The sequence below is a fragment of the Vibrio mytili genome, assembly GCF_000830505.1.
In the GTDB taxonomy this organism is placed as follows: Bacteria; Pseudomonadota; Gammaproteobacteria; order Enterobacterales; family Vibrionaceae; genus Vibrio; species Vibrio mytili.
This window is the reverse complement of record NZ_JXOK01000024.1, coordinates 19,407-33,190: the sequence shown is the minus strand read 5'-3', so window position 1 is coordinate 33,190 and position 13,784 is coordinate 19,407. Positions and strand designations below refer to the sequence as shown.

At 45.7% G+C, this 13,784-nt stretch carries 12 protein-coding genes; 11 read left to right on the top strand and 1 reads right to left on the bottom strand.

Features of this window, described 5'->3' with window-relative positions; genetic code table 11:
• The first annotated feature begins 233 nt into the window (after positions 1-233).
• The 8 genes from rodZ to SU60_RS07960 all read left to right on the top strand — a co-directional run bounded on the left by rodZ (position 234) and on the right by SU60_RS07960 (position 8,723).
• Positions 234-1,202 (top strand): cytoskeleton protein RodZ, encoded by a 969-nt coding sequence (gene rodZ / locus SU60_RS07995; protein ID WP_041155054.1) that lies wholly within the window; start codon positions 234-236, stop codon positions 1,200-1,202.
• Between the two features lie 6 nt (positions 1,203-1,208).
• A complete protein-coding gene (gene ispG, locus SU60_RS07990; protein ID WP_041155053.1) occupies positions 1,209-2,327 on the top strand; it encodes a flavodoxin-dependent (E)-4-hydroxy-3-methylbut-2-enyl-diphosphate synthase in 1,119 nt (372 codons plus the stop codon).
• Between the two features lie 26 nt (positions 2,328-2,353).
• The gene (gene hisS / locus SU60_RS07985) at positions 2,354-3,622 is read left to right on the top strand and encodes a histidine--tRNA ligase (RefSeq protein WP_041155052.1); all 1,269 of its coding nucleotides are present in this window, start codon (positions 2,354-2,356) and stop codon (positions 3,620-3,622) included.
• Positions 3,623-3,746: 124 nt separating this feature from the next.
• Positions 3,747-4,361: a YfgM family protein gene (locus tag SU60_RS07980; RefSeq protein WP_041155051.1), complete on the top strand. Its 615-nt coding sequence runs from the start codon at positions 3,747-3,749 to the stop codon at positions 4,359-4,361.
• Positions 4,362-4,373: 12 nt separating this feature from the next.
• Positions 4,374-5,534 carry an outer membrane protein assembly factor BamB gene (gene bamB / locus SU60_RS07975; protein WP_041155050.1) on the top strand — a complete coding sequence of 387 codons (1,161 nt, stop codon included), beginning with the start codon at positions 4,374-4,376 and terminating at the stop codon, positions 5,532-5,534.
• Between the two features lie 193 nt (positions 5,535-5,727).
• Positions 5,728-7,224, top strand: coding sequence for a ribosome biogenesis GTPase Der (der, locus tag SU60_RS07970; protein WP_041155049.1), 1,497 nt, complete (start codon positions 5,728-5,730; stop codon positions 7,222-7,224).
• Between the two features lie 70 nt (positions 7,225-7,294).
• Positions 7,295-8,167: an alanyl-tRNA editing protein gene (locus SU60_RS07965; protein WP_041155048.1), complete on the top strand. Its 873-nt coding sequence runs from the start codon at positions 7,295-7,297 to the stop codon at positions 8,165-8,167.
• Positions 8,168-8,486: 319 nt separating this feature from the next.
• The gene (locus tag SU60_RS07960) at positions 8,487-8,723 is read left to right on the top strand and encodes a zinc ribbon domain-containing protein (RefSeq protein WP_041155047.1); all 237 of its coding nucleotides are present in this window, start codon (positions 8,487-8,489) and stop codon (positions 8,721-8,723) included.
• Between the two features lie 11 nt (positions 8,724-8,734).
• On the opposite strand, the gene xseA is transcribed toward SU60_RS07960, so the two are convergent.
• Complete coding sequence (gene xseA / locus SU60_RS07955) at positions 8,735-10,066, bottom strand: exodeoxyribonuclease VII large subunit (protein WP_041155046.1); 1,332 nt, start codon at positions 10,064-10,066, stop codon at positions 8,735-8,737.
• Between the two features lie 233 nt (positions 10,067-10,299).
• Between xseA and guaB the strand changes: the two genes are divergently transcribed.
• The 3 genes from guaB (at position 10,300) to SU60_RS07940 (ending at position 13,772) form a co-directional block, all read left to right on the top strand.
• Positions 10,300-11,763, top strand: coding sequence for an IMP dehydrogenase (gene guaB, locus SU60_RS07950; RefSeq protein ID WP_041155045.1), 1,464 nt, complete (start codon positions 10,300-10,302; stop codon positions 11,761-11,763).
• A gap of 126 nt (positions 11,764-11,889) precedes the next feature.
• Entirely contained in the window at positions 11,890-13,443 is a 1,554-nt protein-coding gene (guaA, locus tag SU60_RS07945; RefSeq protein ID WP_041155044.1) for a glutamine-hydrolyzing GMP synthase, read from the top strand.
• 131 nt (positions 13,444-13,574) lie between these two features.
• Complete coding sequence (locus SU60_RS07940) at positions 13,575-13,772, top strand: hypothetical protein (RefSeq protein WP_052481512.1); 198 nt, start codon at positions 13,575-13,577, stop codon at positions 13,770-13,772.
• Positions 13,773-13,784: the final 12 nt, after the last annotated feature.

Below are 13,784 nucleotides of genomic sequence, written 5' to 3'. Positions count from 1 at the left end.
CGCTTATCATTATGTATGACATTAACGACAACGCTGACAACTTCGGCTCTTTTCTCCTACGCTTTGCTGTTTTGCGCAGAACGTGTATTCGCATATAGAGTGCTGAAGATTTGTTAAAATATTATTTTGGTTAATGCGTTAGGGCTGGCTACTTTTTAGTTGTAGTGAGCTTTCAGAACAAAAACGAAAATAAAGAATTGTATTAACCACTAAACAGATTAAATACCATCATTATGACAGAAAACGAAAATACCAATGAAGTCCCGCTTTCAACTGAACCGGGCACACTCCTAAAAAATAAACGCGAATCCATCGGTATGACCCAGAAGCAAGTTGCTGATCGCCTCAGGCTTCGTGTTTCTGTTATTGAAGATATAGAAGACAACCGTTTTGAATCTCACCAAGTTGCAACGTTTACTCGAGGTTATTTGCGTTCGTATGCAAAAGTGGTCGGTCTTGATGAAAAAGTGGTGCTGTCAGCTCTAGAGCAAACTTTACCGTCACAACCGAAAACTCAAGAAATAGAAATGCAGAGTTTTTCGCGCAAAACCAAGCACGAAAAGCACAACAGTCGCATCATGTTCCTGACTTGGTTAATTGCGATAGTGATTACTGGTATTTCTGCTGCTTGGTGGTGGCAAAATCAGCATGACAATAGCCTGACTCAAGTTGTCGCTAATGCCAGTAGCGATACGTCCGAGCAGAGCAAGCAAGAGCTCGCAGATATCGATTTGATGACAGCTGAAGAATTAATCGCTAGTGCTCCTAAAGACGTTGCACCTGAGGTGGTAAGTACTTCTGCTTCTGAAACTATGATGGCCGATACTGATATGAGCGCGGCTGAAACAACGGCAGTATTGACTCCGAACACCGACCAATCTGTTGATGAGAGCGCAGAGCAATCAATATCAGCGACGGATGTCGAAGAAACTCAGGAGCCGGCAGTAGTGGTTCCTGAAGGCATGACCTTAATCACAATGAAATTTACAGCAGATTGCTGGATTCAAGTGAAAGATACTAATGGAAAAACACTGGTAAGTGGCACTCATAAACCAGGTCAAGATGTAAAACTGACCGGGAAAGCGCCATTTAAAGTGATATTGGGTGCTCCTGAAGGGGTTACGATGACATTTGCAAGTGAACCGGTTGATCTTTCTGGGTATACTTCAGGCAGAGTAGCTAGATTCACTTTACCGTTATAAAGAATTATGCAACACGAATCTCCAATCATTCGTCGTAAATCGACGCGTATTTATGTGGGTGATGTACCTGTTGGTGATGGTGCACCTATCGCTGTACAGTCAATGACTAACACCCGCACGACTGACGTAGAAGCGACAGTCGCACAAATCCGAGCACTAGAAAATGTCGGTGCAGACATTGTACGAGTCTCCGTACCAACGATGGATGCAGCTGAAGCGTTTAAGCTAATCAAACAGCAAGTATCTGTTCCTTTGGTAGCGGATATTCACTTTGACTACCGTATCGCGCTTAAAGTGGCAGAGTATGGCGTAGATTGTTTACGCATCAACCCTGGTAACATTGGTAATGAAGAGCGAATTCGCTCTGTAGTCGATTGTGCCCGAGATAAAAACATTCCGATCCGTATTGGTGTCAACGGTGGTTCTTTAGAAAAAGATCTGCAGATGAAATATGGAGAGCCGACCCCGGAAGCCTTAGTCGAGTCGGCTATGCGTCACGTCGATCACCTTGATCGCCTCAACTTTGATCAGTTTAAAGTGAGTGTCAAAGCGTCGGATGTATTTTTAGCGGTAGATTCTTATCGTTTATTAGCTAAGAAAATCGACCAACCTTTGCACTTAGGGATCACTGAAGCGGGTGGCGCACGTGCAGGAGCGGTGAAGTCATCTGTCGGCTTAGGTATGCTGCTCGCGGAAGGCATCGGTGATACATTACGTATCTCCTTAGCGGCTAACCCAGTTGAAGAAATTAAGGTCGGCTTCGATATTCTTAAATCTCTACGTATTCGCTCACGTGGTATCAACTTTATCGCGTGTCCGAGTTGTTCTCGTCAGGAATTTGATGTTATTGCTACCGTTAATGCCTTAGAAGAGCGTTTAGAAGACATTATTACCCCGATGGATGTTTCGATCATTGGTTGTGTCGTCAATGGCCCTGGAGAAGCGGAAGTGTCTCATCTTGGCCTTGCGGGCAGTAATAAAAAGAGTGCCTTCTACGAAGATGGTAAGCGTCAGAAAGAGCGCTTTGACAATAACGACCTTGTGAATCAGCTCGAAGCTAAGATCCGTGCGAAAGCCGCCATGATGGATGGTGAAAATCGCATTCAAGTGAAAATACAAGATTAATCTCAACGAGAATTACGGTAAGTATTGTGGCAAAAACAATTCAAGCAATTCGAGGCATGAACGATTGCCTCCCAACTCAGTCTCCGCTGTGGCAAAAGCTAGAAAACACAGTGAAAAAAGTCATTAGCGCTTATGGTTACAATGAAGTTCGCATGCCAATCGTTGAGATGACGCAACTATTTAGTCGCGCCATTGGTGAAGTAACGGACGTGGTTGAAAAAGAAATGTACACGTTCGCGGATCGCAATGGTGATAGCTTAACGCTTCGCCCTGAAGGTACAGCAGGTTGTGTTCGAGCTGGTATAGAAAACGGTTTGCTTTATAACCAAGAGCAACGTTTATGGTACATGGGACCAATGTTCCGTCACGAACGTCCGCAAAAAGGCCGTTACCGTCAATTCCACCAGTGTGGTGTGGAAGTGTTTGGTCTCAATGGCCCCGATGTCGATGCGGAGCTTATCATGATGACTGCACGTTTATGGCGTGAACTGGGCATTGATAAACATGTGCGTCTAGAGTTGAACTCAATTGGTTCGCTTGAAGCCCGTGCCAACTATCGTACCGCGCTAATCGCATTTCTAGAGCAACATATGGATATTCTAGATGACGATTGCAAGCGACGTATGCACACTAACCCATTACGAGTATTGGATACTAAAAATCCAGATATCCAAGCGGTGTTGGGTGACGCACCTCGACTTTCTGACTACTTAGATGAAGAATCTAAACAACATTTTGCTGGTCTTTGTGAACTTCTTGATGCAGCAGGTATCGAATACACTGTTAATGAGCGTCTCGTTCGTGGTTTGGATTACTACAACCGTACAGTATTTGAATGGATCACCGAAAGTTTAGGTGCACAAGGAACCGTATGTGGTGGTGGTCGCTACGACGGTCTTGTGGAACAACTGGGTGGCAAAGCAACTCCAGCGGTTGGATTCGCTATGGGGCTTGAGCGTCTGGTTCTAATGCTTGAAACGCTTGAGCTTGCTGATGTACGTCGTAGCGTCGATGTGTATGTTGTGACTGCAGGTGAGGGTACGATGATGTCAGGAATGAAGCTCGCAGAGCATCTTCGTGAAGCCATCCCTGATGTCCGGATTATGACTCACTTCGGCGGTGGTAACTTTAAGAAACAGTTTAAGCGCGCAGACAAAGTTGGTGCTGTAGTAGCATTGGTTCTGGGTGAAAATGAGGTCGCGGATAACACCGTTGTACTGAAAGATTTAGCGGGTGGTGAGCAACATACTTACAACCAAGCAGAAGTTGCTGATAAGATCGCAGCACTGATCTAGGTCTTTTAGTAAGCTAGCAAATACATCCTAGTTCGTAAATTAAGGCTCCCAATCGAGGAGCCTTTAAACGAAATGGGAACAATGGCAGCCTTGCTGCCATTTACATGTTTTAAGAGGACAGGAAGTGGAACTTTACGATACTGAAGAACAACAAGTTGAAGCCATTAAAGACTGGTGGAAAGAAAACGGTAAAGCCGTCATCATCGGTGCGGTTGTTGGCTTAGGTGGTCTATTTGGCTGGCGTTATTATCAGGATTCTGTCGTTCAGGCGAGTGAAGCAGCTTCACACAATTACACTCAAGCGATTAATTTGTTGCAAGAAAAAGGACTAGATGCACAAGCGGATGTTCAGGCTTTCATCGACTCAAGTCAGGTCAAAGAGTACTCCGTTCTGGCGGCACTTCAGTTAGCCAAATCATTCGTCAATGAACAAAACCTTTCTGCGGCTCTTGAGCAACTAAAATGGGCACAAAGCAATACCAAAGATGCGGCGTTATCGCCACTTATCAGTTACCGTATCGCACGTCTTGAAGCGGAAATGGGCAACTTTGACGCAGCAAGTTCTGAACTAAGTAAAGTGACTGACGCGACTTGGAGTGGCCGTATTGCAGAGCTGCGCGGAGATATTGCACTGCGTCAAGGTGACAAAAATGCAGCTCATGCCGCATATACCGAGGCGCAACAAGCAGCAGATGCAAGCCCAACATTACAAATGAAACTGGACGATCTGGCGAAATAAGGACCGCATTGGATGAAAAGAGTCTTTAAAAAAGCCTTGTTAGGGGCGTTAACGGTGGGAGTTCTTGCTGGTTGTGCTGGTGAAGAAGATACCATTGTGATGGCTCCGCTACCGCAAGTAGACAGTGAATTTACCCCAAGCACCGAGTGGAGTACATCCGTTGGTGATGGTGTGGGACATTATTTTTCAAAGCTGTCACCAGTTTATGCTAACGATAAGTTATTTGTCGCTAGCCGTGATGGAAAAGTAAAAGCCTTAGATCCAGAAAACGGACAGCCTTTGTGGCAAACTGATGTTCAGCAAGACGTCATTGCGCGTCTTTCAGGTGGCATTACTGCTGCATACGGTAAGGTGTTCATTGGATCCGAAAATGGTGAAGTGATTGCTCTTGACCAAGAAACTGGCGAAGTGAGCTGGCGGGTTGAAGTTGGTGGTGAAGTGTTGGCAAATCCCGTCGCTGACTCCGGCCTAATCATGGTTAATACCAGTCGTGGTACACTCATTGCGCTTAACGAGAGCACTGGTGAGCAACGCTGGGCGCTGGCAACAGAAGTGCCAAACCTAACGTTACGAGGTGATAGTACACCTGTCGCTGCCGGTGGCGGGGTTTTCTGGGGAACCGCAAATGGTCGTCTAGCCGCTGCGATTGTTGAACGTGGGCAGCTCATTTGGCAACAGCCGATCGGAACTCCAAAAGGCGCAACAGAAATTGATCGTTTGGTTGATGTTGATTCTACACCGGTTATCTTAGGCGGCACGCTATTTACCGTGGGTTTCAATGGTCAGTTAGTCGCAGTTGATTTACGTTCTGCAAACCCTATTTGGAAGCGTAATTACTCCTCCGCCAACGATCTTGCAACAGATGGCAGTCGTATCTTTGTCATTACTGAAAAAGATCACGTTGTTGCTGTGGATGCTCGTAGCGGTACGGAACTGTGGGCAAACGACCAATTGGAAAACCGCCAGTTGACTAAGCCTGTTGTCATGGGGCGCTACCTTGTCGTAGGCGATACATTAGGCTACTTGCACTGGATCGACCGCTCGACCGGTGACTTTGTTGCGCAGCAGTATGTTGACGACAGTGGGTTTGCGGTTGGCCCTACGTTATTGTCTGACGGTTATGTCATCACCACTCGCAATGGTGATGTAAAGAAACTAACCATCACAGAATAATATCGTGATATAATTCACATTCGGCTCCTGGTTGGTGACAGCTAGGGGCCGTTTTGTTGTTTGTAATTATTGTTTGTAATTATTGTTTGTCATTGTTATTCCTGACGTGGTTATAGGTAAAATGCTGGTTTGAGTTGGCATTGAGCAAGTCGTTACCTATAACTACAGAAGATAGATTATTTTAGAGGTTGTTATGATACCTGTAGTGGCTCTTGTAGGGCGTCCGAACGTAGGTAAATCTACACTATTTAACCGATTGACGCGCACTCGTGATGCGTTAGTTGCGGACTTTCCTGGCCTAACACGAGACCGTAAATATGGCCAAGCTAGACTTGGTGAAGAACACGAATTTATTGTGATTGATACCGGTGGTATCGATGGCACCGAGGAAGGCGTCGAAACAAAGATGGCGCAGCAATCGTTAGCCGCCATGGATGAAGCAGACGTGGTACTTTTCATGGTTGATGGTCGTGCAGGTCTTACGCCTTCTGATGAAGCTATTGCTGCGCACCTGCGTAAAATTGAAAAGCCAGCCATGCTCGTGGTCAATAAAATTGATGGCATTGATGCTGATGCTGCTTGTGCCGACTTCTGGCAACTTGGTGTGGACGACATGTACCAAATTGCAGCTGCGCATGGCCGTGGTGTGACCGCATTACTTGAGCGAGCTCTTTCACCATTTTTTGATGATTTACTGGATAGTGAATCAGAAGCAGGCGAAATCGAAGATTTAACAGAGTTTGAAGATGCCGAATTTCTGCCAGAAGAGCGTACCGAAGAGGAAGCCGAGCAAGATCTTAAGCGCCTCCAAGAGCAGCCAATTAAACTGGCAATTATTGGTCGACCTAACGTGGGTAAGTCGACACTGACCAACCGTATTCTGGGTGAAGAGCGTGTCGTTGTGTACGATATGCCTGGCACGACTCGCGATTCGATCTACATTCCGATGGAACGTGACGGCCGAGAGTATGTATTGATTGATACTGCAGGTGTTCGTCGTCGTGGTCGTATCAACGAAACAGTAGAGAAGTTCTCAGTGGTTAAGACACTGAAAGCGGTAGAAGATGCCAACGTGGTGTTGTTGGTTATTGATGCGCGTGAAAATATCTCTGATCAAGATCTAAGCTTGCTAGGCTTTGCACTGAACGCAGGTCGTTCCATTGTATTAGCCGTAAACAAATGGGACGGTCTTGATAGTGATGTGAAAGAAAACGTGAAGAAAGAGCTAGATCGCCGCCTCGGTTTTGTCGATTTTGCTCGTATCCACTTTATTTCCGCACTACACGGCACCGGGGTTGGCCACTTGTTCGAGTCGATTCAAGAGGCATACAAGTCTGCGACTACCCGAGTAGGAACTTCTGTTCTTACCCGAATCATGAAGATGGCCGTTGACGATCATCAACCACCTATGGTTCGTGGTCGTCGGATTAAACTAAAATACGCGCACGCGGGGGGATATAACCCACCAATTATTGTTATCCACGGTAATATGGTTCGTGAACTGCCCGATTCGTACAAGCGTTATCTGATGAACTATTTCCGTAAATCGCTGGAAATTATGGGTACACCAATCCGTATTAATTTCCAGAATAGTGACAACCCGTATGAGAACCGTACGAATAAGCTTACCATGTCTCAAGAGCGCAAACGTAAGCGTATGATGTCTGCAGTGAAAAACCGCAATAAATAATAAAATCATCTCAATACCCAAGCCGCTGCTTGGGTATTTTTTTATCTTAAAAAGACAGAAACAAACGAATATGACGATAAACGCGACTAAAATCCGTTTTTGCCATCAAACGTGGCAATTAGAAGCACAAGTGCAACAAGTTGATCACCAAGAAAATGTTACTTATGTCGTGACAGAGACCACTCCGTTTCATCCCGTCAGTCATATTTGGCCAGACCATCCGGCTGACAAAGGTGTGCTGAGATATGGCGGCGAGTTAATCGAAGTGATGGATTGCCAAGTTGGTGCGATAGAGCAGCAGACTGGCGAGTTATACGTTGGAAGTGCAATTCCTGTAAAACGCGATACTGAAGGGTGGGTATTTGTGGTTGTGCATGTTATTCCGCCGTCACCGTCACTCGAACCGGGAGTGGTTGTCTCTATGGAAGTGGATAAAGCGTATCAGTCTTCATTAAGTCGAGGGCATAGTGCTGGACATCTTGCTTTTTTAGCCTTAAATAAAGTCCTTGCCGCAGACTACTGGCGTAAAGATGCAGATCGTAAAGACCCGCATGGCTACTATGACTTCAACAGCTATGCTCAAGAGAGCAGTTTTGTCACCCCTGATAAGTGCGTTGATACTTACCGCTTAGGCAAAACATTGCGTAAAAGAGGATTAAACAGCGCAGATATGCTATCTGATCTACAAGAGATTGCTGAAAGCGTGAATCGTCAATTGGTCGAGTGGCTTGCGCGTGATACTGTGATCACTATGGAATGCAAAGGTCAGCGTCTCACCGATTCCCGCTACTGGAAGTGTGATTTGGGAGAGAAAGAAATGGCCGTCATCCCTTGTGGTGGAACGCATTCAAGTCATTTAAATGAGTTTGGCTCAATACATGTGACGTTGATAGAGCGTGACAGTCAAACGATAGAAATGCACACGGATGTAAAGCCACTTTAGCTAATGAGATCTTTTTATTAAATTCTGATTCTTGGTTTAAAGCTGTCAATCAATGTGTTTTTATTCTGTTTTAAATTCATATGCAGAACATGTAACTTATGCTTTCGGTGTGTGGTGATATAAATATTCTTTTAATAGGTGATCGCTGATCAAATAGTAAATATCAGATGATCAGTGTAAGATCTTTGAGAAAGGTGCCCAGCGCTAGCGTTTTAGAGCGTTTTTACTATTTTAGAGCGTTTTAACTAATAGTAAGCAAATACACGCTTGTACTGGTAATGGGCATGACTGTGACGAGATGAGTTGAGGTAGAAGAAACATGCAGACAAACATGTGTCCGACTTGTGAGAAAGAATTGGAATGGACTGGACAGTATCACTGTAATCAGTGTGGTTCCGATTATAAAAAGGTTGGTTTTTGTCCTGATTGCGAACAAGAGCTAGAGAAACTGCAGGCTTGTGGTGCAGCAAACTACTTTTGCAACACCTGTAATGAGCTTAAATCAAAATCTCGCGTTCGGTTTGAATTTCAAAAGCTTGAGTCTGCAGCGGGTTAGGGATCGGCTGGTTAATTGACGGTCGAGCGAATCTCGCCACCGGATAAACGGGTCACAATAGCATCGCCAGCTTTCACATCTGAAGTTTGCGTGATGACCTCACCATTCTCGTTTTGTGTAATGGAGTACCCACGCTTTAGCGTCGCTAGTGGACTGACAGTTTCGAGCTTTTCTGCCGCGATAGCCAATTGATGACGCATCGACAGGAGTTTACGATCCATTGCATCCAGAAGTTTCTGTTCTACACGTTCAAGTGTCGATTTTTGCTGCGCCAGTTGTTTAACGGGTGAATTCAACTGTAGACGATAAAGTTTGCGTTCTACTGTTTGTTGCCGAGAATCAACAAAGCGTTGCATCGCTCTGCGCAGACGCATATCTAACTCATCCAGTTGCTGTGACTGACGGTATAATTGGTTACTTGGGTGTTGGCGTTCCAAACGATGTAACAATTTTTCCGCTTGCTGTTTTTGTGTCGCTAAATAGTAACGCATGGTACTGGCCAACTTATGTTGACGAGCTACAAGAGTTTGTTCCTTATGACTATTGTCACGACTGACCAGCTCCGCCGCAGCAGAAGGCGTTGGCGCACGAACGTCAGCAACGAAATCCGCAATGGTAATATCCACTTCATGACCGACGGCACTGATAATGGGAATTTGGCTAGCTGCAATGGTACGTGCGAGGATTTCGTTATTGAAACACCACATGTCTTCCAATGAGCCGCCACCGCGACCTACGATCAATACATCGCATTCATTTCTACTATTGGCTCGACCAATTGCTTGAGCAATTTGAATGGCGGCTTGTTCACCTTGCACGACTGTCGGGTAGATGATGACAGGAAGAGAAGGGTCACGACGCTTTAATACATCTAGAATGTCGTAAAGCGCGGCTCCTGTTTTTGAAGTGATGATACCAACACATTTTGGATGTTCAGGTAGAAGCTGTTTATTGGTTTGCGCGAACAACCCCTCTGCAGCCAACTTCATCTTCAGTTCTTCAAACTCTTGCTGTAGTCGACCGTCACCTTCAGGTTGCATGCTCTCAATAATAAGTTGGTAATCCCCGCGAGGCTCATACAGAGAGAGGCGAGCCTTTACCAGTACTTGATTACCGTTAGTCGGTTTAAATGACACTCGACGGTTATTGCCACGGAACATGGCGCACTTTACTTGAGCACGGGAGTCTTTAAGAGTGAGATACCAGTGGCCTGATACCGGGGCCGAGAAGTTCGAGATTTCTCCCACAAGCCAGACGATCCCCATTTCATTTTCTAACAGCAGACGGACTTCTGCATTAAGCCGAGAAACAGTGAAGATGTTTTGATTGGTCTTGGAGAGCACAGCGAATCTCGCAGACAAGAGTATGGAAATTAGCGGCAATATAATACATAGCAAGGGGGTGAATGCAAGAAAAAAATTAAAAAATTTGTAGTCAAGCGATTGCGTTAAACGTATAATCCCTCCGCAATATCTAATCCAAATGTAGCTTGTTAACCGAAAACTTGCTGCCCTCATTATGCGAAACGATGAGATTGGATTGTTCTTTTTACTCCTCTAATTGTGAGATATTGCAAATGCTAAGAATTGCCAAAGAAGCGCTGACATTCGACGACGTACTGCTTGTGCCAGCACACTCCACCGTTCTCCCAAACACAGCTGATCTTCGCACTCAGCTGACTAAAAACATCACTCTGAATATTCCAATGATTTCTGCCTCAATGGACACGGTGACCGAAGCTCGCCTTGCTATTGCACTTGCGCAGGAAGGTGGCATCGGCTTTATCCACAAGAACATGTCTATCGAACAACAAGCGGCCGAAGTTCGTAAAGTTAAAAAGTTCGAAGCAGGCGTCGTTACTGATCCAGTTACTGTTAATCCAGATGAAACGATTGCTGACGTAGTCGCTCTAACAGAAAAACACGGCTTTGCTGGTTTCCCTGTTGTGACAGAGCATAACGAATTGGTTGGTATCATTACTGGCCGTGACGTTCGTTTTGTCACGGATCTTTCTAAGAAAGTGTCTTCAGTGATGACACCAAAAGAAAGCTTAGCTGCGGTTAAAGAAGGCGCAACCCGTCAGGAAGTGCAGGAAAAAATGCACGAAGCACGTGTAGAAAAAGTACTGGTTGTGAATGATGACTTCAAACTGACTGGTATGATCACTGCAAAAGATTTCCACAAAGCGGAGCGTAAGCCAAACTCATGTAAAGATGAGCGCGGCAGTCTACGTGTTGGTGCTGCTGTCGGTGCTGGTGCTGGTAATGAAGAGCGTGTAGCAGCATTGGTTGAAGCTGGTGTTGATGTTCTTCTTATCGACTCTTCTCATGGTCATTCTGAAGGTGTGCTTACTCGTATTCGTGAAACGCGTGCTGCGTACCCGGATCTAGACATCATTGGTGGTAACGTGGCCACTGGTGCCGGTGCTAAATCGCTGATTGAAGCTGGCGTAAGTGCGGTAAAAGTCGGGATTGGTCCAGGCTCTATCTGTACGACTCGTATCGTAACGGGTGTTGGCGTTCCACAAATTACGGCTATTGCTGATGCAACAGAAGTAGCGAATCAATACGGCATCCCTGTTATTGCTGATGGCGGCATTCGTTTTTCAGGTGACATCTGTAAAGCTATCGTTGCTGGGGCATCATGTGTGATGGTTGGTTCTATGTTTGCTGGTACAGAAGAAGCACCGGGCGAAGTTATCTTGTACAACGGCCGCTCTTACAAATCTTACCGAGGCATGGGCTCACTTGGTGCTATGTCTCAAGGTTCTTCTGACCGCTACTTCCAGTCAGATAACGCAGCAGATAAGCTGGTACCAGAAGGCATCGAAGGTCGTATTGCGTACAAAGGTCGTCTAAAAGAAATCGTACACCAGCAAATGGGTGGTTTACGTTCAAGCATGGGCCTAACTGGCAGTGCGACGATCGAAGATATGCGTACTAAAGCTGAATTCGTACGCATCTCTGGTGCGGGTATGCAAGAGTCGCACGTACATGACGTACAAATCACTAAGGAAGCGCCAAACTACCGCCGAGGTTAATCCCTGATTAGCAAGATTTAAATAAGAATCTCTCGACGTAAACGTTTGCTTTTTCCTTGAAGCATTAATAAGAGGCGGGTACACTCGCCTCGATTTTAATCACTTAGCCTAAAAAGACTGCTCAAAATGACTAAAAACATCCATGACCAACGTATTCTGATCTTGGACTTCGGTTCTCAGTACACTCAACTCGTTGCTCGCCGCGTACGTGAAATCGGCGTTTATTGTGAGCTATGGAGCTGGGATGTCGAAGAAGCGGATATTCGTGAATTCAACCCAGATGGCATTATCCTGTCTGGTGGTCCTGAAAGTGTCACCGAAGAAAACTCTCCGCGTGCCCCTCAATATGTGTTTGACTCTGGTGTTCCTGTTCTTGGTGTGTGTTACGGCATGCAAACAATGGCAGAACAGCTAGGTGGTAAAGTTGCTGGCTCGAACGAACGCGAATTTGGTTACGCTCAGGTTCAAGTTTCTGGCGAGTGTTCAATTTTTAAAGATCTTGAAGCGACGCAAGATGTTTGGATGAGCCACGGTGATAAAGTGGTCGAGATCCCAGCAGATTTTGTCAAAGTTGGTCAGACAGACACTTGTCCTTACGCTGCAATGGCGAACGAAGAGAAGAAATACTTCGGCGTTCAGTTCCACCCAGAAGTAACGCACACCAAACAAGGCCTACAAATGCTTGAGAACTTCGTTCTCGGTGTGTGTGGTTGTGAGCGTCTATGGACATCTGAATCTATCATCGAAGACGCAGTTGCTCGTATCAAAGAGCAAGTGGGTGACGACGAAGTTATCCTAGGTCTTTCTGGTGGTGTAGATTCATCCGTTGTTGCAATGTTGGTTCACCGCGCGATTGGCGATAAGCTAACGTGTGTATTTGTTGACAACGGTCTGCTTCGTCTCAACGAAGGTCAACAAGTCATGGACATGTTTGGCGACAAGTTTGGTCTAAACATCATTAAGATCGATGCGGAAGATCGCTTCCTTGACGCGCTTAAAGGCAAGTCTGACCCAGAAGATAAGCGTAAGACCATTGGTCACGTATTCGTAGACGTATTCGATGAAGAGTCTAAGAAATTAGCAAACGCGAAATGGCTAGCTCAGGGTACTATCTACCCAGACGTTATCGAGTCAGCTGCATCTAAGACTGGTAAAGCGCACGTGATCAAATCACACCACAATGTGGGCGGTCTGCCAGACGATATGGAAATGGGTCTTGTTGAGCCACTACGTGAGCTGTTTAAAGATGAAGTACGTAAGATTGGTCTAGAGCTAGGTCTTCCATACAACATGCTTTACCGCCACCCATTCCCTGGACCTGGTCTAGGTGTTCGTGTTCTTGGCGAAATCAAGAAAGAGTACTGTGACTTGCTACGTCGTGCAGACGCTATCTTTATTGAAGAGCTACACGCAGCAGACTTATACAACAAAGTGTCTCAAGCATTTACCGTATTCCTGCCTGTGCGTTCTGTCGGTGTGATGGGCGACGGTCGTAAGTACGATTGGGTTGTATCGCTACGTGCAGTAGAAACCATCGACTTTATGACAGCGCATTGGGCACACCTACCATACGATTTCCTTGGTAAGGTTTCTAACCGTATTATCAACGAAATTGATGGTATCTCGCGTGTTGTTTACGACATCTCTGGTAAGCCGCCAGCGACAATCGAGTGGGAGTAGGGCGGGCTATAATAGCTAATTAGGCCATTAGAATAGAAATAGAATGCCAGTCAGTAACACTGACTGGCATTTTTTATGGCTTCTCACTTTACCCTAAAAACCTTGCGGAGGTATTTGGTTTTTTCGCAGTGATGTTCATTGTGATGCTGGTCTTCTATTTTTTGGGCCAGTGGCTGCACAACACCGGACACGGGCCGAAGATGAAAGCCATTGCCGACAAAATGGAGGTATTCCAAAATAAGTTGGCTGGGCGTGCTTACAAGGACATGACGAGCTCGGTCGACCAAATCAACAAAATGAGTCGCTGGCCGTTTGGCCGACGCAAGTAGTTAGAAAGCACA